The organism is Methanohalophilus euhalobius (assembly GCF_900215215.1).
Classification (GTDB): Archaea; Halobacteriota; Methanosarcinia; order Methanosarcinales; family Methanosarcinaceae; genus Methanohalophilus; species Methanohalophilus euhalobius.
In genome coordinates this window covers 1-22,448 of sequence record NZ_OBDR01000005.1, presented here as the reverse complement: position 1 = coordinate 22,448, position 22,448 = coordinate 1, and the positions used below count along the sequence as shown (strand labels likewise).

Genomic DNA, 22,448 nt, shown 5'->3' with positions numbered 1-22,448 from the left:
CGGCTCAAAAAAGATTTTGTGTTTCTTCCTTTTGCCGGGACAGATGTTTTTCGGATTTCTGCCATTTAATTAGTCATTGAAAAAAGTTTTAATTCTTGATCTGATCGGGAGAAAACCCTTTCTGGACCAGAACGTCTTTCATCCTTCCAAGATGATTGCCCTGCAACTCTACGGCATTGCCACGTACTGTACCACCGCAGGCGAATTTTGATTTGAGGTATGTTGAAAGTTCATGGAGATCAATTTCATTGGCATCAAAACCTTCTACCACTGTAACTTCTTTTCCATACCTTCGCCTGTTTACCTTTACGGTTATTCTCTGTTGCTCTTTGGCCACTTCTTCGCAGATACACAATTCTTTTGGCAATCCGCAAACAGAGCACATTTCTGAACTCATCTTCTGGTTTTTCCTCCGAAAATTTAGTATTATGTTGTCTGTATAATTTATATACAGACAAATAGAAGTTAAATGCGATGCTATTAAAAGCTAATGGTAAAATGGTTGCAAGAGACGTTGAAATGGCTGATACGTTACTGAAAAGAACGATGGGTCTGATGTTCAGGCTGAATATCCCACAGGATTATGCTATGTTTTTTTCTATAAACAAACCCTGCAAGTTTTCCATACATATGCTTTTTGTTCCTTTCTCCCTGGATGTTTTTTTCCTCGATTCGAATTATCGTATAACACAAATTGAATCCCTGCATCCGTGGCTGGGTTTTGCCCGCGCAGAAAATGCAACCCGCTATATGGTAGAAATGGCTGCAGGTTCCGTGGAGAAGTATGGACTTGAGGTAGGGCAGTAGATGTCCCTGGAAAATACCCATACATAAGAAATGTTTATTTACATGCCTATTTATGGGTACATCATTCCAATTTAATGAGGTTCTCACATGCTACCTGAAGATGACCTGAAGATCATTGTAGAAAAAATGGGACGGCAGCCGAATAATGTGGAGCAGGGTTGTTTTCTCAATCTCTGGAGTGAACATTGCTCCTATCGCTCCAGTGCCCCACTGCTTAAGAGTTTTACAACTACCGGTGACCGTGTAATCATAGGTCCTGGTGATGATGCTGCAATTGTGCGGTTTGGTGACGGCTGGGTACTTGCCCTGGGTATGGAAAGCCATAATCATCCGTCCTATGTCGATCCCTACAATGGTTCGGCTACAGGCGTGGGAGGCATTGTCCGTGATATTATCTCCATGGGTGCCCGTCCAATTGCCCTTATGGACCCGCTCTATTTCGGCCCCCTGAACACTCCTAAGAATCTGTATCTGTTCGAGCATATTATCGAAGGTATCGGAGGGTATGGTAACTGTATAGGTGTGCCGGTTGTCAGGGGTGAGGCATTTTTTGATGAACGCTACAGTGGCAATCCTCTGGTGAATGTTGTATGTGTGGGGCTTGCCCGTCAAGATCAGCTTGTAACTGCCACGGCACAAAAGGCAGGTAATAAGATCGTACTTATTGGCTCGACTACCGGACGCGATGGTCTGGGGGGTGCCTCTTTTGCTTCCAGGGATCTGTCCGAAAGTGCCGAGGCAGAGGATCGGCCCAGTATCCAGATAGGCGACCCTTTTACTGAAAAACTTCTTATTGAACTCTCTCTTGAAGCGGTTGCAGAAGGTGTCGTGAAATCTTGCCGTGACTTAGGAGCTGCCGGACTTGCAGGCGCATCCTCTGAAATGGCTTCCAAGGGTGATCTGGGTATTCATATAATTGCAGACAGTGTACCCCAGAGAGAGACAGGGATGAATGCCTTTGAGATTATGATAGCAGAATCCCAGGAGCGTATCCTTTTCGAGGTGGAACCTGAAAATGTGGGCTATATGCTCCAGCTTGCAGAAAAATATGATTTAAATGGGGCTGTCATCGGTGAATTGACCGAGAGGCCTTATTTTACAGTTGAGTTTGAGGGTAATACTGAAACGGATATCCCCATTCATCTATTAACAGAAGGTGCACCCACCTTTGAGCGTCCTTCCACGCCATTCACAGTCAAAAAAGATCCTGTGCCGGATGCAACAGGGGATTTGAAACAGGCAATTCTGGATGTACTTGCATCTCACAATATGGCTTCAAAAGACTGGATATACCGTCAGTATGACCATGAGGTCCAGATACGGACCGTAGCCAAACCAGGAAGTGATTCTGCTATCCAGCGAATTGTTGGTGACAGGGGGATAGCTCTTTCATGTGGTTGTAATCCCAGGCATACCTATCTTGACCCTTATGAAGGAGGAAAGGGAACCCTTGCTGAAAATGCAATGAACCTTGCTGTAAAGGGGGGGCGTGGCCTGGCCCTGTTGGATTGTCTGAATTTCGGCAATCCTGAAAAACCTGACATCTACTGGCAATTCAAGTACGCAATAAATGGACTGGCTGATGCGGCACACAATCTTTCCATTCCGGTGGTAGGGGGTAATGTTTCCCTGTACAACGAGAGCGAGGAGCACCATACATCAATTCTGCCAACTCCTGCAATTGGTTTGGTGGGGGAAGTGGAGAATATTTCTGCGGTCCCATCCTCGGAATTTACAGGGATAGGCCAGTCTGTCATCCTTGTGGGAACCACAAAAGCAGAACTGGGTGGTTCGCAATACTATAATCTAAGGGGTAGTCCAAATGCAGGCAATGTCCCGCAAGTGCCGGCTGATATGACGGCAATAGTTGAATCCCTGATCACAACAATCCGGGCCGGTAAAGTCGCTGCTTCTCACGATGTGTCACAGGGTGGGCTTGCAGCTGCTCTCTGTGAGATGTGTGGGAATGTGGGTGTTGAAGTGAACCTTTCTGAGATTGCAGGGGACATGTCAGCAGAAGAACTCCTCTTTTCCGAATCCCACGGCAGGGCTCTGCTTGCAACAGATGACCCGGATGCAGTCTCTGCACAGCTTGGCAATATCCCGCACGTTGTAATCGGTACTACCGGTGGTAACAGTGTAAGGATTACAGTAAACAATGATTACATTGAAGTAGATCTGGATGAGATAAGGGATTCCCGTGCTTCGCTAACCCGATTGATGATGAAATAAAATCAGGCCAGGGTGGTTATCTGTTCAACGGTTTCCACCAGGGCATCGACTTCTTCTTCGGTGTTATACAGGGCAAAAGATGCCCGCACCGTTCCTTTCAGTTTCATGAAATCAATCCCCGGCATGGCACAGTGGTAACCGCTGCGCAGACATATCTGCCGGGTTTCATCCAGTATCATTGCCACATCATGGGGATTAAGTCCCCGGACATTGAAAGGCACCACAGCACCCCTGTTATCCGGGCCGTATACTTCCACTCCTTCTATTTGTGCAAGTCTGTATGCGGCATTTTTTGCAAGTTGTCTTTCATGTTTCTCGATGTCGCTGACACCTATTTCCTGGACATATTTCACAGCCCTTCCCAGTCCGATTCCTCCCGGGATGTTGGGTGTCCCGGCTTCAAACCTGGCAGGTGTTTCTTCCAGTTCGTAGCCTGTGGTGGTAACTGATCTTACTGCTCCTCCTCCTACATTGAGGGGCTTGATTGAATCCGGTTCTTTAATGTATGCCACACCGGTTCCCTGGGGGCCCAGCAAGCCTTTATGTCCGGGGGCAACGAAAAAATCGCAATCCATCTGTTTGAGGTTCACCGGCATGTGCCCTGCGGATTGAGAACCATCTATCAAACAGAGATTATCGTGGTCCCGGGCAAGTTTGCACATGTTATCCGCATCCTGTATGGAGCCGAAGGAATTGGATATGTGGGTAACTGCCAAAAGACGTGTGGAAGGGCGAATGTGCTGCTCCAGGGCTTCCACGGCCACATGGCCTTCATTGTCCGGTTCCACAATGGTAAGTTCAACTCCCCTTTCCCTGAGTTCCATCCAGGGAAGCAGGTCTGAGTGGTGTTCCACCAGGGTGGTTACTATGTGGTCACCTTCCTGCCAGTCTATGCCCCGGGCTATCAGATTAAGGCCTTCGGTTGCATTCTTGGTAAAAATGGTATTTTCTGCCGGGCAGTTCAGCAAATCAGCTATTGTTTCTCTGGCATCTTCAAAATGATCAGTTGTCTGGCGGGCCAGGTGATGGGCTCCCCTGCCGTGGTTTGCCGCATACTTGAAGAAATAATCTTCCATGGCCCTTACCGCCTGCACCGGGGTCTGGGTGGTGGCAGCATTGTCCAGATATATGTTATCCTTTAATACGGGAAAATCTGCACGTATATTCTCGACGTCATACATGCAGGCAAGTTATGGATAAAGAGTAAAATAGGTTTTGCAGCTTATTTGGCCTGCATCCCGCCTACCATAAAGTGGTAGAGTTCTTCATCATCTTCATTGAGTTTGCCTTCTGTATGTCCTCTGACTACTGAATGGCATTTTCCCTTCTTGTCTTCACATCTCAGAATATCATGTTTTTTCATTATAGTTGTCATATGGTATAACCTCCTGTCTTCTTCAATTTCAATACTCTGCTGCCATACATGACCCCTCAGGCATCAACAGCATAATTAGAATATTAAACAGTTACATAAGTGTTCTTTCTATATATATTTGTTTGTTGATTATTTTTTGTCGGGTTATGGAAATGCATTACATTGGTGATACAATTCTCACTTTTCCTTACATTTACCAATAACTTAGCTTAATTGCAACGTAATCGGTCCTTACGATACCTGTTATCGTAAGGATTATTAGCGATGCAGGAGACTTCCCTTCCATGCCTACCATAAACATTGATCCTTCTGTAAAGTATGAGGGAGATAGCCAGAGGGTGCTGGATGGTGAAGCCACCCTGAAAAAAGCCAGTGCCGGCCTGGATACAATTGGTGTGACCCGTATTGCCAATATTACTGATCTTGATCGGCTGGGTATCCCGGTGTTTTCAGGCATCCGCCCCACAGCTGCTGATGGTGCCATCTCCGTTTATTCAGGTAAAGGAGTGAACCCGCAGCAGGCCCGCATCTCCACGATTATGGAATGCTACGAACGCTGTCTTGCAGAGCGCAACGGGGTGAATGCAGACATTGACGAAAACGTAGCTGCTGATGAATTCATGGCCACAATGGAAGAAGCTGCCGGCCAGCATGACCTGATCCGTCCTGAAGAATTCCTGCTGCCGCAACCCCTTGATTCTTCTTCATTGATAGAATGGACAGAAGGGTTTGATCTGCTTTCAGGAAAAGAGGTCTATGTGCCCTCCAATTCTGTTTATCATCCCTATGATGCTCCGGGCATGTCTGCCCATCTTTTCCGCAGCAATACCAATGGACTTGCATCGGGTAATGTGATGGAAGAAGCCATACTGCATGGTTTGCTGGAAGTAATTGAAAGGGATGCTTTGAGTATGGCCGAGTTCAACCGCAATCCGGGAATGGAACTTGTGCTAACGGAAGAAGACGGGCAGGCCTACGAGATGCTCAAAGCCTTCAGGGACAGTGGTGTGGATATTCGCCTCTGGGTTTTGCTACATGACACTCCTGTCACAACAGTGGTCGCTGCTACGGATGACGTACAGCTGAAAGATCCGGCCCTGCTGGTTATGGGGGCAGGATCTCATTTAAGACCAGAGATTGCTGTTATGCGTGCTATTACCGAGGCTGCACAGTCTCGTGTTGTCCAGATACACGGGGCACGTGAGGATACAATCCGGGAGGACCTGGTGCGCAAGATTGGTTATGAACGTATGAGAAGGATGAACGATTACTGGTATGAGGAAGGTGTGGATAAGATATCCCTGGCAGATATGCAGGACATCTCCTCCCCTACACCTGCAGGAAATATCAATACTGTTCTGTCCCATCTGGAAAAGATTGCCCGCAATGCTATTGTTGTGGATTTGAGCCGCAGTTCGATCAATATACCTGTAGTCAGGGTAATAATTCCCGGATTTGAACAATACACTCTTGATCGTGAAAGGGTTGGTAAAAGGATTCGTCTGGTAGGCAAAAGAAAAGGTCCTGAAAAAGAAAAACCCTGGAAACGCAGGCCGAAAGTATGAAAACAATCGTTTTTGCCGGCACCAGTATAGGCCTGGAAGAAGCAGGAAAACTCAGTAGTGCCACCGTCCACGGCCCTGTTAAACGCGGAGATGTTACACAGGCTGTAAAACAGGGTTATGAGTTGATTGGCATCATTGATGGTATTTTTTTTCACAGGGCTGCGGTTGGGCACAGGGAAATACTGGAGGCTCTGCGCAAGAATGTAACAATCGTTGGTGGGTGTAGCATGGGAGCTTTGCGTGCATCCGAAATGGATCGCCACGGCATGATAGGTGTAGGTAAAATCTATGAATGGTATCGTGATGGTGTTATTGAAGATGATGATGAAGTGGCGGTTGCAACAAACCCTGATACCTATGAGTCCATTTCTGCTCCGCTTGTGAATATCCGATGTACCTTCCTCTCTGCTATGAATGAGGGCATTATTTCCTCTGTTCAGGAAGCTTTCCTGCTGGATATTGCAAAAGCTACCCATTATTCTCTAAGGAGTTACTACGGCATAATAAAAAGTGCCCGGGATAAAGAAGTGCTGGATGAACAGACAGCCTCATGTCTACTTGGTTTTTGTCGTGACACTGAAGTGGATATCAAAAGAAAAGATGCTCTGGCGGTCCTTTACAGAATAAAGGAGTTTTATCTCTAAATTTTATACGTCACAGTGGGGGTGCTCTATTTTGCCACACACTCCCATTGTCGGATGGCCCATGGTACTGCATATAGTATCGATAGCATGCAGGGAGACAAAGCTTTCAAAACGGTTTACCTCGCTGCAGGCTTCTTCGGGTGAGAGGCCATAGTTTTTGAGCATAAGGCTTAATATCCTGTGTCTGCGAATCAGAAAAGCAGCATAATCTTTCCCTTTTTCTGTAAGTTTCACGCCACGATAAGGTACATGGTTGACATATCCCTCCTCTGCAAGTTCGTTGATTGTTTTGGTTGTTGTAGAGGGGTCTACCTTAAGGTGGGCTGAAAGTTCATTGGTGCGTACGTTTTCTTTTCTCTGATGAATATATTTGAGATATTCTATTTTACGCGGGGAAAGCTCCAGCCCTGTTATCTTTTCCATGGTGGGAGTTTAATTAAAAATATATTTAAGTCTTATGAGGTTTTGCTCAGAAGATAGGTTTAATATCTGCATAAATCCATACAACAAGCCCGACAATTCCCACAATGGATAAAAGTATCAATGTTATACGGGCTCTTTTTTCAAGTTCCAAAGCACCTGCAATCCGGATGTAGGTGATTTTGTTGAGAGTGCTCACGATACCGGCAATAACTGCGGTTTGGCCGGCCAGCATGTATGAAATTTCACCCTTCACTGCAAGGGATGCCATGGAAGCTGTTACTGCCGAACTGCTGGCCACACCTCCCAGCGCAGTTACATATGTGCCATACGTTCCCGCGTATTCGTTGGCAAAGGTTGCAAAAAGCTGTAATACCAGAAAGATCGCTCCAAAACGCAGTGCAGGCTTTAAGGCAAAGGGTGAGCCAATGTCAAGCGCTCCTTCCATTTTCTTTGATATATTCTTGTTTTTCCAAAAAATCCCTATTACTACCAGTATCATCAATAATTGCGGAGGTAGCATATACAGTGTAGTTTTACCTGAATTATCTACAATCAGGGCAATTACCAGATTACTAATGAACATGGAAAGGTTGGACAAAAGGATCCCGATGTAAAAAGCATTTACAAGCCCGGATTTTTCCTTTGCTATCGATGCCAGGGCAGCAGTGGTGGCTTCACTGCTCACAAATCCTCCCAACAATCCAGAATAGGGTACGCCTCCACCTGCTCCGAAGCGTTTGAGAGAAATGTAACTGATAAATCCGATAAACATCACAAGTACAACAATAAGAATTGTGGCTTTAAGGTCCACAATGCCCCATAGTTCTTCATCAGGTACCAGGGGATACAGGATGAAGGCCACAGCAAGGAACTGCAGGCTGTTCAGGATATCTTCATTGGAAAGATTTTGGGCAAAAGAATGGAGCGGGCGTTTTTCAATAGTCAGAAAAGTTATTGCAACTCCACCGGCAATAGCAAACAGATAGTTATCGGTCGCGACCAGTATTCCCAGTAGGAAGGTGCAGAATAAAGACAGGGCACTTGTCATGCCCAGTTTGCCCCGCATTGTGTAGGTACGGTATATCAGGGCAATACTACATGCTATTATCAAAAAGGCTGCAGCAATTATAATATCATTACCGATTGCTTTCCCTGCAATTGTTGCCAGCATGCCTGTGACAGCAGCCAGAGAATATGTACGCACACCTGCAAAAACCGGATGTTCTGCTCTTCGATGTTCTCTTTCTATTCCGATGATAATACCTATCATCAGGGAGAGGATGAGTTTTTCCAGATAATCAAATAAAAAAGGATCAAGCCCGATGGTGGGTATAATTTCCATCACTCCACCTCCGGATTGGTAAAGTCTTTAAGTTCCTTTATTTAAGGACTTCTTCTTCAACTTCTTTTCTGCCTGCTTCCAGTTCATCTTCTTGTTCATTATCGTATTCAAGCAGCATGGTCTGGAATTCTCCCACATGGGTCTTTTCTTCCTTTGCAATGTCTAGCAGCACTGCCCGGATCTCCTCGCTGGAAGTAAGTTCGGCCATCTGTTCATAGAGGTTGATAGCATCAAGTTCGGCTATAATGCCAGCCCTTAAGATTTCTTTATCTATGTTCTCATCCTCTACAGCATCAAGGTCAATTGGTATCTTTGATAACATACGTATCCTCCTATCAATCATTATAGGAATCTTAGAATATAGTTCTTACCATATTGTCATATGTCTACGGAGTATCCTGCATAAATGTATGCAAATTTTTCCGGATATTTGCGTTTAATTTCATCATTGTGGGATGTGCAGTGTCCGGCTGCTATGTATGAAAGTTGTCCCAATGTGCCCATGTCATTGAAATCATGTAGTCCTCCAAGTACACCTGTGACATGACCCATTTTTGCAGCATTGTCAATTATTTCCCCCAGTCCTGGGTGGGCACATCCGGTTATAATATACAATCCATCTTCAGATTGGAGGACAAGCGATTGTTCTTTTATGTGGTTTCCCAGTTGACCGGTGGTAAAAACTCCCTTGCAGACCTGCCGGGATTTTGTGATTTCTATAAGTTGGGCATGCCTGGCTATTTCCTTTTTGAGATTTGGGGAGAATGCCCGGGGCACATACACTTCCAGGGCATCTGAATTATGTAATATTGCAGACAGCCCTCCTATATGATCCCAGTGCTGGTGGGAGAGGATAAGTATGTCTATGTCTGAGGGTTTAATTCCCACTTTTTTTAGGTTTTCCAGCAGGGCGGGTCCGTTCCAACCCGTATCAAAAAGAAGTGTAGTGTCCTCCTGTTGAATCAGACAGGCAAACCCCCATCCTGCATGAAAATCTTCAGCTGCATTATTATCATAAACAACGGTAAGTTCCAGATTCAATCCTCCAGATTGAACTTTTTGCGCAGGTAATATCCGGAATAGATTGCACCTGCAGGATTATGTGCAAGCACCCTGTCCTTGACAATCAGGGTGGTTACCGGGGCTTCGCTGTGGCGGGTAAATATAATGTCATGGCCCATGCAGAGACCAACGATGATATTCAACTCGGTTTGTTTTTTGGCAAGTAAGAAGGCCTGTCCCTTCGGGTTACAGGTAACCTCAAATTTTTCGGGATGGATCTTTTCAAGCTCATACTTTTCCTTTGGGATACCACAGACCTTGCAGCAGACAGAATAAACCTCGAAATCCTTTTTCAGGATCCGGGTGATGGTTGCGGCTTCATTGGCCAGTCCGATACAAAAAGCAATTCCCAGTTTCTGGTAACCCATTTGTTTGGCAAACAGGATAAGCTCTTCCAGCCGGGTTTTTTGCATATAATGTTGCCCTTCGATAGCAGCTGCAACCTGCATACAATCGAGGTCTTCACCGGTATATTCGATATCCTCTGCAACACCGCTGCAATCTTTCCCGTTGCGACATTTCTTCTCCTGACAGGTTGCACATTTCATGATTGCATCTCTTCTTTTACTTCTTCCCATACTTCTATGACGCATTTTGCAAAAGAATTGTCGGTATATTCCACAATTGTTTTTCCCTCCACCATTGCCTCGGTAGGGGTTGTATCATAGGGGATTTCGCCTGCAATTTTAATCCCTTTCTGAGTGCAGAATTTTTCTATTTCTCTTCTTTTGTTATCGTTTATATCGGATTTGTTTATACAAACCAGAGATGGTATCTCGAAGTGTTCTGTCACTTCCATCACTCTTTTAAGATCATGTATCCCGGCGACGGTGGGTTCGGTGACTACAAGGGCAATATCCACACCTGTAAGGGCTGCAATTACTGAACAACCGGTACCCGGTGGTCCATCTATAATTATTGTGTCACAATTATTCTTTGGGCCTACCTCTTCTGCAATTTCCCGAACGAGTGTGACAAGTTTCCCTCCGGCTTCTTCCCCTATTCCAAGTTTAGCATGCACAAGAGGCCCAAACCGGGTTTTAGATTCGTAGGCTTCCCCGCACTTATTGTATTCCATTGTCACTGCATCGGCAGGGCAGACATACTCACAGACTCCGCAACCTTCACATATGTACGGATCGATTTCGAAACCTTCCTTTATTGCCCCGAACCTGCAATTATCAACACATATCCCGCACCCTGTACACTGTTCAAGATGTATATTTGCGGTAGGTAATGCAGTAAAATCATAGGTTTTTATTATTTCAGGTTGCAGCAGCAGGTGCATGTTGGCAGCATCGACATCACAGTCTGCAATGGTGGCATTTTCCGCAAGAGCTGCAAAGGCAGAGGTGAGGGTGGTTTTGCCGGTGCCTCCTTTGCCACTGATTACTGTGAGTTGTTTCATCTAACTGCCTCCTTTATGGTTTCAAACATCTGCAGGAATTTTTCTTTCCACTGCGGCATTGTTTCAACAAAAGGTATGCCTTCTGAATAAACTTCAGCTATTCTGCGGTCATAGGGAATTTCCATTATTATTGGTAGACCAGTTTGATGGCAATATTCTTCAACACCACCATCTCCTACTCCTGCACGGTTGATTACCACTCCCGCAGGAATTTTCATTTCCCGGACAACTTCCGCTGCCAGTTTCAGGTCATTGAGTCCAAAAGGTGTGGGTTCGGTAACAAGGATGCAATAGTCAGTATCTTCAACGGTTGTGATCATAGGACAGGCGGTTCCCGGCGGAGCGTCCATTATTACTGTATTTTCGCCTGCATAGGTCTTGAGTTCTTTTATCAGGGGTGATGCCATTGCTTCTCCTATATTCAGAAGTCCTGTATGGAACTGTCCTGAAAGGGACCGCTCTATGTTCCCTATGCTGCGTCCTGTTTCACTGATAGCATCATTGGGACAGACGAGGCTACATCCTCCACAACCATGACAGAGATCGGAAAAGACCATCACTTTTTGTGGTAGTGCTGCAAGCGCATTGTAATTGCAAAAATCAGCACATTTGCCACAATGTTCGCATTTTTGCTCATCGATTACGGGAACTGGTATCGTAACCTCTTTTACTTTTTTAAGGTCATTGTGTAAAAACAGATTGGAATTTGGCTCCTCCACATCACAGTCAAGGAGGCTGGTTTTTGGAACAGAAAGGAAGAAATTAACAGCAACTGTTGTTTTCCCGGTTCCTCCCTTTCCGCTTGCCACAGTTATTTTCATGTTTGGTGTTTCAGTGGTGATCATGTCCACTGCAGGAGTTGTTTGCACCAGCTTGCTCGAGCCTCTCATTTTTCCAGTCTTCTATGGCATCCCTGACTTTCCCCTGTGCTCCCACGAAAACTTTGATGCCGAACTGGTCGAACATCTGGACGGCTTTCCACCCCAGGCCTCCACAGAGCATGGTTTCAACGCCTTCATTTGTGAGTAATTCGGGAGGCAATCCAACACCGCCCATATGCTCACTGGTATTCTCCAGAACATCTACTTTGCCGGTCTCACTGTCGTATATTGTGTAATAAGGGACTTTACCAAAGTGCTGGCCTACGGGTGAATCTATTCCACTGTTCTCGGTTGCCGGTATGCATACTTTCATTTTCTTCCCCCTCTGCCCTGTCCGCGACCCATGCCAGCATGTGCCCTGGCAGTTGGACCGGATACTTTTTCCAGAGTTCCTTTATTATACTGTTCAATTCCTTCTTTTACCGATACACCGGAAGTGGTTACGACTTCGATCCCTGCTGTGGAAAGGACTTCATAGGCATTAGGTCCCACATTACCGGTGATCAAAACATCTGCCTGCATTTTTGCGACTTCCTGGGCAGCCTGTATTCCGGCACCCCCGGTAGCACCTGCTGCAGGGTTCTCTATTGCTTCTAATTTTCCGTTCTCGGTGTCGGCAATTATGAAATAAGGAGCTCTGCCAAAACGGGGCTCAATATCTGAATCAGGTTCATTGCTTTTTGATGTTATGCAGATTTTCATTGTTATTCCTCTTTTTACGGTATTTAGCACATAATGGAGGAAGTATATATAACTTTCTCAAAACCATATTATAGAAAATCTCTTATGCTATATTTATTAAGCCAATGATAGCCTGTGGAATACTGCAAATATAAATACTGCAGTAAGCATTCCAGGCCTGTAAAAATCAAATTAATTTAGAAATTATAAAAAAAGAGATAAAGAACTGGACTTAGTATGTCCAGTTCTTTGCTGCTTCTATCATTGCCTGAAGGTTCTGGGTAGGAGTCTTGCTCACAATACCGCAACCCGGTGCGAGAAGCTGTACTCCTGCATCGAGAACTTTCTTGGATTCTTCCTTTACACCTTCGACATTGTCTTCGCCCTGGTTCCAGAGAACACTTACTGGGTCTAGGTTACCTACTATGAGGGCCTTGTCCACATTCTCAACTGCTGCTGCAGGGTCGACATTCTGGTCTACACTGAGTGCATCTACGCCGCAGGTTTCCATGATCGCAAGTCCGTTTGTTGTGTCTCCGCAGATGTGGAGGATGGATGGTATACCTTTCTCGTGGAGTGCTTCAACAATCTTCTGGTGGAATGGAACTACGAAAGTCTTGTAGAAGTCAGCACCAATAAGCTGGTAACTGGCTGTTGGATCAATGATTGCAAAGGTGTTGGCACCGTTCTCGACCTGCTTGAGGGCGTACTGTGTGCAGAACTCAGTGGTGAATTCCATGAGTTTGAGGCCAAATTCCTGGTCGGTCATGATGTTCATGAACCAGGAGTCACCATTAAGGTGCTGTGCGAGGGAGAATGGTCCGATCATACTGCCGATGATTGGAAGTTCGTCGCCGTATTTGTCTGCGAGGATCTTGACTGCCTTACATACGTTGCCGATCCTGCCGTCTTCGATGTTGTAACCTTCGAATTGTTCGAGGTCTTCGGCCTTGCTGACAACGTGGCTGATAACGGATGGCTGCTGTTCCTTGGTACTTGGCTTGATTCCGCATCCGAAAAATTCTGCTTCTGCTGTGATGTCGAAAGGAACACGTACTGCTTCAAATCCTATGACTGTGTGGCCTGCTTCTGCCAGTGCTGCCATTTTTACAGGATCTTCGTGAGCTTCTGGCCAGTAAGCATCTACTGCATCCATCTGTTCTACTGTTCCTGTCTGGGTGGCACAGATAGCAGGCATTCTGTCTACTTCTTCACCTGCAAATACGCGTGCTAATCTCTCTTTGGGTGTATATTCAACCATAACCTTTACTCCTTAAAACTTATTTTTATTCTAAAAGGTAATCTGGCTACGCATTTAGCATATATATATCTTTTCATGTTCAAATGTTCATGAAAAAAGCGCTATCAATATACTTGTTTTGCTCTTGAGGGCTCTCTACTTTACATTACCGCGTAAAGCATCGAAGCCACGCCAATCGTCAGAGGTTCCATTACCAAGTCGATTTCGTTCCTTTCCCCAATGTCTTCAGGTAATCCACAGGGAATTCCCGGTGTGGATATGAGGCATCTTTCTGCTACCATGCCTTCAGAGATTGTATTGGGGTTTGGTGTAGCTTCCAGGACCATGGAGAACTTGTGTTCTTCTTCGGGATCATAGGGTATGATGCCTAGTTCCTTGCGAGCCTTTTCCATAGTTTCCCGGTCGGGGTCATAGGCATACACATCGAAATTCCTTTTTACAAGATGTTGTGCTCCGGCATAACCCACTCTTCCCAGGCCGATTACAAGTATATCTTTTGAGTCAGCATATTTGTAACGGGAGGCGATTTCAGCGTAAACCACTCCGGTGCATACATGATTGGTTGCAATTTTGCCGTTTCTCATATTATGTGCAATAAAAATATGGTCATCTGCCATAAGTATTATATCGGCATCACTGGAAACAGCTTCATAGTAGCCGGTAACGTCAGGATGCTCGGTTATGGCACCATCAAGGCCGAAATATTCGGTTATCGTAAGCAGGGATGACGAAAAATTGGTAATGATACCGTTGCCGGAAGTTATGGGCACAATACCTACCTTTTCTCCGTCAAGAGTGGTGCCGTATATTTGTTTGCATATGTCAGCAATGTCCATTCCGGTTGCTTTTTTGATAGTATTGTTATTGCATTCAAGCTGTTTTGTAAGTCCTTCCAGATCTTGTGGTGTAAGTAATGCCATATTAATCCTCCTTTTACTGCTTCATATCGGATTTGATGAGTTGAATTGCTTTTTTTCTTTTATCACACATCTCATGCTGGGTCGTGCCGCTGCATATCAGGGTATAGGTTGGTCTTTTCCCCCAACATTTGAATATTTCCAACCCGTTTGATTCATGGAATAGCCGGTAGTCATCACCGCCTGAAAGCACATGTTCTCCAACAGGGATAAGTTTTCCATCAGATGCCATCAGGTGCTCATAGTTACATTGTTTGCCAACAGGTAGAGGTTTGTTTTCCCTTATATTTCCTGCAATAGTTTCCATTAGCCATTCAAGCAGGTTTACACCACTACTGTGATATACTACGGTAGGTGTCTGGCTGGGAAACCGTGCATCAATCTCAATAACCCGGATTCCTTCTGGGGAGAGTATTGCTTCCACATCCATGATTCCTTTGAGGCACAGATTGCTGGCCAGCAGGTGTGTTATTTCCCTGAAATTTACATCCGTCTCCATCGGGGTGACCCGGTGGCAATCATGTTCCTGGTCAATATGGACCTGTGTCTGCTGACCGATCATGAAATTGTTCCCGTCACCCACCACTTCCAGTGAAACTACCGGTCCGGGTACATATTCTTCAATGACCATCGAATCATCAATGTCTGCCAGTTCACTTTCGTTGTCAATTATGCGCGCGCCCCTACTGCTGCTCATGCATGGGGGTTTCACAAAATAAGGAGGGGATTGGGGTTTATCTGAAGGGATGGGTATGTCGATCGATTTGAAATATTCCCTTGAACGCTTTTTGTGCATGCTGGTATCATAAGCGGCAAAATCGAAAAGAAGAGGGCAATGTAGTTCTGGTTCTATTTTTTTCAAAAAGAGAAGGGTGCCAGGGTTTTCATTTGTCGGAATTATAGCATTTGAGTGGCGGGATAATTCGATGAGCCTTTCCGGCTTTTCTGTAATATCAAAGCAAAAATGCTTGTCCACACTATTACGTATCAGAGGCTTGTTTTTCCTGTCGATCAGATGTACCTGTATCCCGGATTTCCTGGCAAGATAAGCCACCTCGAAGCCCTGCAACTTGCCCCCAATCAGACATATCGTTTTCATTCTACCTTCCCAGTATCTGATTGAAATCTTCCTGTTTTCCCGGTTCCATTCCCATGCTCTGAAGCTTTTCCACCACACTCCATGCATCACGGTTGCGTTCTGTCAGTTCCCTGTCATAGTTAACCACGCCTTCCAGTGCCGATCCGGAAGGAATGATGGATGTCACAACGTTTGCTCCGGCATCCAGGCGGTAAACCATACCTTCCATGCCTTCAAGGTCAAGGGAAGCAGGTATCAGCCTGTCCGGGAACATGAGTCTTAGGATCGATATGATTTTCAGTTCTGATTTGCTGCTTCCGGGTTCTCGGCTTGCCAGAGGTGTGCCTTCCTGGGGTACAAATGTCATTACACGTACCATATTGGGATTTGACTTACGCAGGCCTTTGAGGGATATCAGGGTTGATTCGGCTTCTGGTTCGATTTCGGTAAGGATCCCATCCTCTACACAGTAACCAATTTCTTTTGCATCCTGGCGGCAGTTTATTCTCTGGTCGTATTCCTGGCCTACCCTGAGCTTGTTGTATAATTCCTGGTCATAGGTTTCCTGGTAAAGTGCCAGGAAATCGGCTCCGTTATCATACATCTGTTTGAGGGTCTCTTTCCCCACAACTCCCGGGGAGATCATTATCGGAAGGCCCAGTTTGTCCTTAACTTTCCGCACAGCACTGACCAGTCTTTCAGGGTGGTCATGATAATAAGGGTCCTCTCCCATTGTCAGGTCTATCATGTGGACAGGATCATTTTCAAGCGCCTCGCAGACCTTTTCGATCTCGTCGGGAGTAAGCCTGTAGCGGTGGATATTGTTCTTACAGTTATAGTAGCAAAACGAACACTGATTCTTGCAATATGTTGAAAAATACACAAAACTGTACAGGAACACCTTATTTCCAAAAAAGTTATCACGGACCATGCGTGCCACATGGAACAACTTCTGCATCTCTTCTTCATCCTCTATGACCAGCAGGTCTCTTATCTCCTGGTCCCTGAGCTGGTATCCTTCATTTATTGAGGATGCAAATTTATCCAGCTGTTCATTGTCCATGTTTTCAAACAAATTATTCACCTGAGATTAGTTGTAATTCCGTTATAGTATGATATAGACCTGCTTGAACGCTTGATGTTTGTGTATTTGTGCTTGACCTTGAGTAATCTTTCAAGTCCCATTCCTGCGCCCATCCAGGGTTTGGTCACTCCCCAATCCAGATCCTGTGGAATGGGTCCCACCACGGCTGAAGATATTTCCATGTCTCCATGCATTATGTCAATTGTATTTCCATACACCATGCAATTATCCGCGATTACCTCATAATCGATTTTCAGATATTTTAGCAATTCATCAATAATTTTCAGCAGATTTTCTCTTGTGCATCCCGAGCCCATCTGGCAAAAATTAATCATTGTAAACTCTTCAAGATGCTCCTTGCCGTCGGATTCCTTCCTGTAGCAGGTGCCTATCTCGAATATCTTGAGGGGGTCGGGCATTATGTTATCAAAATTGTGCAGGTAATTGTATAATCCCGGGGCAAGCATGGGCCGCAGACATGTGTTATTATCCACCCGGAATATCTGTTTGTAGAGGGGATCCTCTTCTGTGATTCCCATTCTTTCAATGAATTTAGCCGGGATCATGATTGAAGTGCGTACTTCCATGAACCCCTTTTCTATTAAAAAGAGGGAAATATCCCTTTCAAGCTGGGCCAGCTGATGTCTGCGGTCCTTCTCATACATATGACGCAGATCTTGCTTTCTCTTTTTGACAAGTTCTGTCTCCAGCTCCTTGAAGGGCGGGAGTTCTTTTACTGAACTAAAGTCATCTGCAGGGCTAAGCAGTGTTGTAATTCTTTTTTTCTGGGCAGGCGTGTAATCCGGTTTTACAGGCTTTTCTTTTTTTGTCTCTGCAACAGGCGGCATTTCATTTGCCTTGCTGGAAACAGCTTTAACCACTGCTGCCTCTGGAGGTTTGTTCTTTTTTGTTTTTGAAGCTGTGACAACGCGTGCCTGGCTTCCCCTGCCGAAATCTTTTGTGACAAAACGAGTAATACGCTCATCGGAAAGTTTGCAGTTTTTGCATGCTTTGCGATATTTATTGTTGCGTAGCGCCCTTGCAGAGCGACTTCTTCTGGAATTACGTACTGTAAAGCGGCTTCCGCAGTCAGTAGTGATATGAATATGGTTCCTCGACACCTCAAAGTTCTTTACACCATGAAGTAACCCATTCCTTGAGAGCCACACTCCGTTGGTGTCTATAAGTAAATCTAGTGGTTTCCTTTCCATAGGGGATTGCTCCGGCTATAGGGGCGACTTCTGATATCTACATTTGCTGAGGCGTCTAATTTTGCAACATATCCAGACCGTCACTTTCTATTTTACTGGCGGAAACCCCGGGAATCTAACCCGGCTGAATGGATCTAGAGTCCATTTGATCTACCTGATCAGGTTTCCACATGATAATCTGCTTTATTTCTTAGAATTTGTATTTAAATTTATGGGTGTGTGATGGGAATAACAGTGCCTAACAATGCCTAATAAATATATGAAGCTCTGCGCCTCATATATACCAAAGACTTCATTCATACCTGAGGGCATCTACTGGTTTCATTCTCGATGCATTATAAGCAGGAACCACTCCCGATATGATACCTACAAACACTGCAATGCCGATTCCCATTCCTATAAGATCGGGAGCTACTGCCATACCCATGGAAGATCTCATCATAGATATTCCAAGCATCGGCATGAGTGCTGTAAGTACAAAGCTCAGCAGGATACCAAGCACCCCACCAACAAAGCCTACCAGTGCGGAATTAATCAAAAATATCATCATAATATCCCTGTTCTTAGCGCCTATGGCTTTCATGGTACCTATATCCTTAGTTCTCTCCATCACAGACGTAAACATGGTGTTTGCAATTCCCACAGAACCTACCAAAAGGGAAACTCCCGCTATGGCTCCCAGAAACATAGTAATTGAATCCATTATCTCAGTTGCAGTATCTGCCATTGAAAGGGAATAAGAAACACTGAAATCTCTATCATCCTCATTTGCGATATGACGGGATATCATAAGCTTTTCTTCGATAGTATTGACTATTGTTTCTACATGTTTGGTATCAGAGGCTTTGACTATAATTGTATCATAGACATCTTCTTCAGCATCATCTATTATATCCACGGCTGAATCTATTGGCATTATGATCGAATTGTCACTTTCACCTTCATCCAGCACACCCACGACCCTGAAGTTTTTGCCTTCAATTGTAAGTGCACGGTTAAGACCTATCTCCTGATCAAATATTTGGTGAGCTACACCGTAGCCTATAACTACAACATTATTATCCGCAGCTTCAAGTAGCCTGCCGGATTCCATGTCATAGGTTACAGTATATTGCCAGACCTGCGAATCAACACCTGTTACGGAAAGTTCCGCCGTCTCCCCCATAAAATAAACATCCATATCTCTTCCATAGACCTGACCATAGATGTAGTCGATGTTTTCAATTAACTTCATCGCGCGTATATCCCTATCAGTAAGCTCTGCATCAGAAGAACCCGAAGAAGCTTTCGTATATCCCGGAGTTACCTGGATTGTTGTGAGATCCATATCTGCAAATTGTCCTTCCATCTCTGCAGACATGCTGTCACTTAGTGCCATAATCGTAACAACAGAACCCACACCGATAACAATACCTATTATAGTAAGCCAGCTTCTGAGCTTGCTGTGTATTAAAATATTCAAAGCAAGTTTGAAACAGGTACTTAGTCTCATTCTTTATCCTTTCCCAAGATCTTGCCTTTTAGCATTCTCAGCTGTACCCCGATGGGTTCACAATTACCTTCTTTCTCCATTTTTTTCTTTCTGTAAAATACAAGACCACCAGCAATAAGAATCAGGGCAACAGCATACAGATAAGTATTACTTCCTGTTTGACCCGGTCCCTTAGACCCTGCTGTGCCCATAGTACCTGAAGTAAGGTCTTCAATTTGAACTGCCTTTTCAACAGAAAGCCTCTGACCGGTGGTATCAGTATATTCTATGAGAACCAGAAGTTCATTGGCAGAGTCTCCTTGCTGCTGCATAGCTTCACCGTCTTCTGCTGTCACTTCGGCATCTGAAGCCATTGCACCTGTCCTGGATATGGAGAAGGAAGTAACAGTATAGTCACCCTTTTCAAGGTTACCAACAATCGATGAACTGCTTCCTGTAGTTACAAAGTTATCCTGTTTAGGTATCGAGAGTTTTACAGAATAGGCTTCATTATTACCGATATTTGCAAGAGAAAGGGAAACCTCCCCTCCGTCACTCTCGGAATAACTCAGATCAAAATCTGTTTTTCCGCCTACGAAGATACCCGCTTTGGTCTGTATGGTGGAATTATCACCATCATAATCTTGGAATTGCAGTGTAATATCAAGCTGATATAATCCGGGATCGGCATTTACATCAGCCATCACAGAATATGACACATTGGCAGATTCACCCACGCCTAAATATTTAATATACTTGCTTGTTGATGAGTATACAGGTAATACAACTCCTGTCGGTTCTTTCCAGGAAAATTCCATGTTTTTAATCGGTGCATCACCTGTATTTGTAATAACAAATTCAAGAGGTTCCACAGTTGCAAGATCTATATTTGACTCACTTATCGTCACAACCTGGGCATATTCCTTACCTTGAATGTCGATATTTATAGGTGTTCTTTTTCTTGCATCGCTTCCGCTATCCTTTACTACCACATCAATATCATAGGTGTCTTCTGCAACATCAGGGTCAACTTTTAGGATGAACTTGAGAATGGTTCCGTCTTCCTCATCCTGCCGGGCTTCCAGAAAAGAGATTCTTTTTGTCAGGGATTGTCCCGATATACTTGTAAAAGGATACTCCGGGTCCAATGAAACTACTATATCTGAAAGGTCTTCATCTCCTACATTCTGGATACTCAGGGAGAGTTCTACTGTCTCACCTGGTCTTGCAGGAGCCGGGCTCTGGGTTACTTTACCTACCTCAATACCACTAATGCTTGCAGAAATATCTGCTGAAGCAGTTACCGGTAAGATTAACAGTATCAATAAAAACGAAAAGTATGCCAACTTATTCATTAAAAACCACATCGTCTTTTACTTATTATTTCTTATCTCTATTCTTTCAATTGTTCCATCCAGAATATGGACAACACGATCTGCATATTCCGCAAGCTCCGGGTCATGTGTGATCATAATTATTGTCTTGGACTCTTTTTTATGCAATTCACTCAAAAAATCAAGGATATAAGTACCGGTTGTACTGTCCAGATTGCCGGTGGGCTCATCTGCAAGAATTACCATCGGATCCACCGCCAGAGACCTTGCTATTGCAACCCTCTGCCTTTGCCCACCTGATAACTGAGAAGGCAAATTGTATTTTTTATCAGAGAGATTTACAATTTCAAGCAGTTCTTCTGCTTTTTTCCATGAATAATCAGCATTCTCTTCCTGAAACTCAAGAGGAAGCATAACATTTTCAATAACATTCAATATAGGAATGAGATTGAATTGTTGAAAAATAAAACCGATCAATTGCCCCCTGATCTGTGCAAGCTCCGATTCCTGCATTTTAGATATGTCCTTACCGTTTAACTGTACGATTCCTTTATTTGGCATATCCAGACATCCCAACAGATTCATTATTGTACTTTTACCACTGCCGCTTGGACCCAGAATTACAACAAATTCTCCTGTTTGAATCTCCAAATCAATATTTTTCAATGCTGCAAATTCGGTATCTCCCATCTGGTAGATTTTCCATACTCCACTTAGATGCATGAGAGAAGCGGATTGAACCGGGTGTGTTACTGGATAAGTTCCTTTGCTTTCTTCCATAATTCACCTCACAAAAAATACAACAATCACTTCCAGATGAAACAAAAGAGGTGCAAACTTTCATCTGGAGTGATTGTTGGGTGGTGGTATTTGCCTGTCTTCTCTAAAACAGGGCAATCTCACATGAACAGTCATAAATATAAACATACTTATTTTAAAAGATCAGAAAAGGGTATTTATGAAATAATGAAGCTTTATTAAGCAATTAAAGACAAAATAGAAGATTTTAAATCACTTTAAAACTTATCTGAGACATGATAATGATTTAATAAGGCAAAGGCACTATAATGCATATAACTTATATCTGGAATTACCGGGAATATTTGATACGAAAAGAGCATCATTAATTTCATTCCAAAATAAAAATGATAATGTATTAGTGGAAGTTAGAGGAAAGGTTTTCTACAGAACCGTTTTTTAATTCCTTTTTGAATTTGTTTCTTCTCATTTTTTTAATGATTCGTTTAAGTGGAAGTTCATCTTTTACCAATAAGGCAGCAAAAATCAAATAAGTTTGATTGTGAACCCAAATCTCCACTTTCGTCAACAAACATATGCAACAGGTGAAGAAGGAAATAAATAACAAAATATTTAGTCTTTGTCGGCCTGTGTCAATGTGTGGGGCGGGACGTAAAAGACCATTTCAGTCTACAGAAAGGGCATACATAGGGCCACTATGGTCTTTAAATCCTTACAGATAAAATTTACTCGTTAACTGAAAGAACTTTTTGTATGGGTTTCTATGTGGGCCTACTTCTAATAAAGATTATAGTAAAAAAACATTGAACATTTAAAATTTTCTAAAATATTTAAGTGGACCGGTCGGGATTCGAACCCGAGGCCTCTACCATGCCAAGGTAGCGATCTTCCGAGCTGATCTACCGGCCCACAT

At 44.1% G+C, this 22,448-nt stretch carries 24 protein-coding genes and 1 tRNA gene; 4 read left to right on the top strand and 21 right to left on the bottom strand.

Going from position 1 to position 22,448, the window contains the following annotated elements:
* Positions 1-88 precede the first annotated feature (88 nt).
* On the bottom strand, positions 89-397 hold the full coding sequence (gene yciH, locus CP947_RS05890; RefSeq protein ID WP_013036737.1) for a stress response translation initiation inhibitor YciH: 309 nt from the start codon (positions 395-397) through the stop codon (positions 89-91).
* A 77-nt stretch (positions 398-474) separates the two neighbouring features.
* Between yciH and CP947_RS05885 the strand changes: the two genes are divergently transcribed.
* Positions 475-807: a DUF192 domain-containing protein gene (locus CP947_RS05885; protein ID WP_096712306.1), complete on the top strand. Its 333-nt coding sequence runs from the start codon at positions 475-477 to the stop codon at positions 805-807.
* Positions 808-894: 87 nt separating this feature from the next.
* On the top strand, positions 895-3,039 hold the full coding sequence (purL, locus tag CP947_RS05880; RefSeq protein WP_096712305.1) for a phosphoribosylformylglycinamidine synthase subunit PurL: 2,145 nt from the start codon (positions 895-897) through the stop codon (positions 3,037-3,039).
* A 2-nt stretch (positions 3,040-3,041) separates the two neighbouring features.
* Here the strand turns inward: purL and CP947_RS05875 are convergent, their stop codons facing one another.
* Both CP947_RS05875 and CP947_RS10525 read right to left on the bottom strand, forming a co-directional pair.
* Entirely contained in the window at positions 3,042-4,220 is a 1,179-nt protein-coding gene (locus CP947_RS05875) for an aminotransferase class V-fold PLP-dependent enzyme (RefSeq protein WP_096712304.1), read from the bottom strand.
* A gap of 41 nt (positions 4,221-4,261) precedes the next feature.
* Positions 4,262-4,414, bottom strand: coding sequence for a hypothetical protein (locus CP947_RS10525; RefSeq protein ID WP_164909048.1), 153 nt, complete (start codon positions 4,412-4,414; stop codon positions 4,262-4,264).
* A gap of 284 nt (positions 4,415-4,698) precedes the next feature.
* Between CP947_RS10525 and CP947_RS05870 the strand changes: the two genes are divergently transcribed.
* Positions 4,699-5,979, top strand: coding sequence for a YcaO-related McrA-glycine thioamidation protein (locus tag CP947_RS05870; protein ID WP_096712303.1), 1,281 nt, complete (start codon positions 4,699-4,701; stop codon positions 5,977-5,979).
* Positions 5,976-6,623: a TfuA-related McrA-glycine thioamidation protein gene (locus CP947_RS05865; RefSeq protein ID WP_096712302.1), complete on the top strand. Its 648-nt coding sequence runs from the start codon at positions 5,976-5,978 to the stop codon at positions 6,621-6,623. Before CP947_RS05870 ends, CP947_RS05865 begins: the two co-directional genes overlap by 4 nt.
* Before the next feature lie 3 nt (positions 6,624-6,626).
* Here CP947_RS05865 and CP947_RS05860 read toward each other — a convergent pair whose 3' ends face one another.
* The 18 genes from CP947_RS05860 to CP947_RS05775 all read right to left on the bottom strand — a co-directional run bounded on the left by CP947_RS05860 (position 6,627) and on the right by CP947_RS05775 (position 22,444).
* Complete coding sequence (locus CP947_RS05860) at positions 6,627-7,046, bottom strand: metal-dependent transcriptional regulator (RefSeq protein WP_096712301.1); 420 nt, start codon at positions 7,044-7,046, stop codon at positions 6,627-6,629.
* A gap of 46 nt (positions 7,047-7,092) precedes the next feature.
* On the bottom strand, positions 7,093-8,388 hold the full coding sequence (locus CP947_RS05855; protein WP_096712300.1) for an MgtC/SapB family protein: 1,296 nt from the start codon (positions 8,386-8,388) through the stop codon (positions 7,093-7,095).
* Between the two features lie 37 nt (positions 8,389-8,425).
* Positions 8,426-8,710: a ferritin family protein gene (locus CP947_RS05850; protein WP_096712299.1), complete on the bottom strand. Its 285-nt coding sequence runs from the start codon at positions 8,708-8,710 to the stop codon at positions 8,426-8,428.
* 56 nt (positions 8,711-8,766) lie between these two features.
* Entirely contained in the window at positions 8,767-9,429 is a 663-nt protein-coding gene (locus tag CP947_RS05845) for an MBL fold metallo-hydrolase (RefSeq protein WP_341539139.1), read from the bottom strand.
* Positions 9,426-9,998 carry a DUF1847 domain-containing protein gene (locus CP947_RS05840; RefSeq protein WP_096712298.1) on the bottom strand — a complete coding sequence of 191 codons (573 nt, stop codon included), beginning with the start codon at positions 9,996-9,998 and terminating at the stop codon, positions 9,426-9,428. The genes CP947_RS05845 and CP947_RS05840 overlap by 4 nt, the downstream gene beginning before the upstream one ends.
* Complete coding sequence (locus CP947_RS05835) at positions 9,995-10,858, bottom strand: ATP-binding protein (RefSeq protein ID WP_096712297.1); 864 nt, start codon at positions 10,856-10,858, stop codon at positions 9,995-9,997. The genes CP947_RS05840 and CP947_RS05835 overlap by 4 nt, the downstream gene beginning before the upstream one ends.
* The gene (locus CP947_RS05830) at positions 10,855-11,679 is read right to left on the bottom strand and encodes an ATP-binding protein (RefSeq protein WP_096712401.1); all 825 of its coding nucleotides are present in this window, start codon (positions 11,677-11,679) and stop codon (positions 10,855-10,857) included. The genes CP947_RS05835 and CP947_RS05830 overlap by 4 nt, the downstream gene beginning before the upstream one ends.
* A 10-nt stretch (positions 11,680-11,689) precedes the next feature.
* Positions 11,690-12,052 (bottom strand): NifB/NifX family molybdenum-iron cluster-binding protein, encoded by a 363-nt coding sequence (locus CP947_RS05825; protein ID WP_096712296.1) that lies wholly within the window; start codon positions 12,050-12,052, stop codon positions 11,690-11,692.
* On the bottom strand, positions 12,049-12,441 hold the full coding sequence (locus CP947_RS05820) for a NifB/NifX family molybdenum-iron cluster-binding protein (protein WP_096712295.1): 393 nt from the start codon (positions 12,439-12,441) through the stop codon (positions 12,049-12,051). The genes CP947_RS05825 and CP947_RS05820 overlap by 4 nt, the downstream gene beginning before the upstream one ends.
* 211 nt (positions 12,442-12,652) lie before the next feature.
* Entirely contained in the window at positions 12,653-13,681 is a 1,029-nt protein-coding gene (gene mtbA / locus CP947_RS05815) for a methylcobamide:CoM methyltransferase MtbA (protein WP_096712294.1), read from the bottom strand.
* A gap of 140 nt (positions 13,682-13,821) precedes the next feature.
* A complete protein-coding gene (gene pylD / locus CP947_RS05810; protein WP_096712293.1) occupies positions 13,822-14,601 on the bottom strand; it encodes a 3-methylornithyl-N6-L-lysine dehydrogenase PylD in 780 nt (259 codons plus the stop codon).
* A 13-nt stretch (positions 14,602-14,614) separates the two neighbouring features.
* Positions 14,615-15,697, bottom strand: coding sequence for a 3-methylornithine--L-lysine ligase PylC (gene pylC, locus CP947_RS05805; RefSeq protein ID WP_096712292.1), 1,083 nt, complete (start codon positions 15,695-15,697; stop codon positions 14,615-14,617).
* A gap of 1 nt (position 15,698) precedes the next feature.
* Positions 15,699-16,751 (bottom strand): methylornithine synthase PylB, encoded by a 1,053-nt coding sequence (gene pylB, locus CP947_RS05800; RefSeq protein WP_394328813.1) that lies wholly within the window; start codon positions 16,749-16,751, stop codon positions 15,699-15,701.
* A 5-nt stretch (positions 16,752-16,756) separates the two neighbouring features.
* Positions 16,757-17,971 (bottom strand): pyrrolysine--tRNA(Pyl) ligase large subunit, encoded by a 1,215-nt coding sequence (pylSc, locus tag CP947_RS05795; RefSeq protein ID WP_096712291.1) that lies wholly within the window; start codon positions 17,969-17,971, stop codon positions 16,757-16,759.
* A gap of 292 nt (positions 17,972-18,263) precedes the next feature.
* On the bottom strand, positions 18,264-19,463 hold the full coding sequence (locus CP947_RS05790) for an ABC transporter permease (protein WP_096712290.1): 1,200 nt from the start codon (positions 19,461-19,463) through the stop codon (positions 18,264-18,266).
* A complete protein-coding gene (locus CP947_RS05785) occupies positions 19,460-20,797 on the bottom strand; it encodes a COG1361 S-layer family protein (protein ID WP_132130908.1) in 1,338 nt (445 codons plus the stop codon). The genes CP947_RS05790 and CP947_RS05785 overlap by 4 nt, the downstream gene beginning before the upstream one ends.
* 18 nt (positions 20,798-20,815) lie before the next feature.
* Positions 20,816-21,556, bottom strand: a complete 741-nt coding sequence (locus CP947_RS05780) for an ABC transporter ATP-binding protein (protein ID WP_172425456.1) — start codon at positions 21,554-21,556, stop codon at positions 20,816-20,818.
* 814 nt (positions 21,557-22,370) lie between these two features.
* Positions 22,371-22,444, bottom strand: a tRNA-Ala gene (locus tag CP947_RS05775).
* Between the last annotated feature and the right edge of the window lie 4 nt (positions 22,445-22,448).

Bases quoted from the DNA above. Each gene is read 5' to 3' on its own strand.
- CP947_RS05820 (WP_096712295.1), bottom strand. From the start codon at position 12,441: ATGAAAATCTGCATAACATCAAAAAGCAATGAACCTGATTCAGATATT.
- CP947_RS05785 (WP_132130908.1), bottom strand. From the start codon at position 20,797: ATGAATAAGTTGGCATACTTTTCGTTTTTATTGATACTGTTAATCTTA.
- CP947_RS05835 (WP_096712297.1), bottom strand. From the start codon at position 10,858: ATGAAACAACTCACAGTAATCAGTGGCAAAGGAGGCACCGGCAAAACC.
- CP947_RS05840 (WP_096712298.1), bottom strand. From the start codon at position 9,998: ATGAAATGTGCAACCTGTCAGGAGAAGAAATGTCGCAACGGGAAAGAT.
- CP947_RS10525 (WP_164909048.1), bottom strand. From the start codon at position 4,414: ATGACAACTATAATGAAAAAACATGATATTCTGAGATGTGAAGACAAG.
- CP947_RS05875 (WP_096712304.1), bottom strand. From the start codon at position 4,220: ATGTATGACGTCGAGAATATACGTGCAGATTTTCCCGTATTAAAGGAT.
- CP947_RS05790 (WP_096712290.1), bottom strand. From the start codon at position 19,463: ATGAGACTAAGTACCTGTTTCAAACTTGCTTTGAATATTTTAATACAC.
- pylC (WP_096712292.1), bottom strand. From the start codon at position 15,697: ATGAAAACGATATGTCTGATTGGGGGCAAGTTGCAGGGCTTCGAGGTG.
- CP947_RS05850 (WP_096712299.1), bottom strand. From the start codon at position 8,710: ATGTTATCAAAGATACCAATTGACCTTGATGCTGTAGAGGATGAGAAC.
- CP947_RS05865 (WP_096712302.1), top strand. From the start codon at position 5,976: ATGAAAACAATCGTTTTTGCCGGCACCAGTATAGGCCTGGAAGAAGCA.
- CP947_RS05885 (WP_096712306.1), top strand. From the start codon at position 475: ATGCTATTAAAAGCTAATGGTAAAATGGTTGCAAGAGACGTTGAAATG.
- CP947_RS05780 (WP_172425456.1), bottom strand. From the start codon at position 21,556: ATGGAAGAAAGCAAAGGAACTTATCCAGTAACACACCCGGTTCAATCC.
- mtbA (WP_096712294.1), bottom strand. From the start codon at position 13,681: ATGGTTGAATATACACCCAAAGAGAGATTAGCACGCGTATTTGCAGGT.
- purL (WP_096712305.1), top strand. From the start codon at position 895: ATGCTACCTGAAGATGACCTGAAGATCATTGTAGAAAAAATGGGACGG.
- pylD (WP_096712293.1), bottom strand. From the start codon at position 14,601: ATGGCATTACTTACACCACAAGATCTGGAAGGACTTACAAAACAGCTT.
- CP947_RS05870 (WP_096712303.1), top strand. From the start codon at position 4,699: ATGCCTACCATAAACATTGATCCTTCTGTAAAGTATGAGGGAGATAGC.
- CP947_RS05855 (WP_096712300.1), bottom strand. From the start codon at position 8,388: ATGGAAATTATACCCACCATCGGGCTTGATCCTTTTTTATTTGATTAT.
- CP947_RS05830 (WP_096712401.1), bottom strand. From the start codon at position 11,679: ATGAAAATAACTGTGGCAAGCGGAAAGGGAGGAACCGGGAAAACAACA.
- yciH (WP_013036737.1), bottom strand. From the start codon at position 397: ATGAGTTCAGAAATGTGCTCTGTTTGCGGATTGCCAAAAGAATTGTGT.
- pylSc (WP_096712291.1), bottom strand. From the start codon at position 17,971: ATGGAAAGGAAACCACTAGATTTACTTATAGACACCAACGGAGTGTGG.
- CP947_RS05825 (WP_096712296.1), bottom strand. From the start codon at position 12,052: ATGAAAGTATGCATACCGGCAACCGAGAACAGTGGAATAGATTCACCC.
- CP947_RS05860 (WP_096712301.1), bottom strand. From the start codon at position 7,046: ATGGAAAAGATAACAGGGCTGGAGCTTTCCCCGCGTAAAATAGAATAT.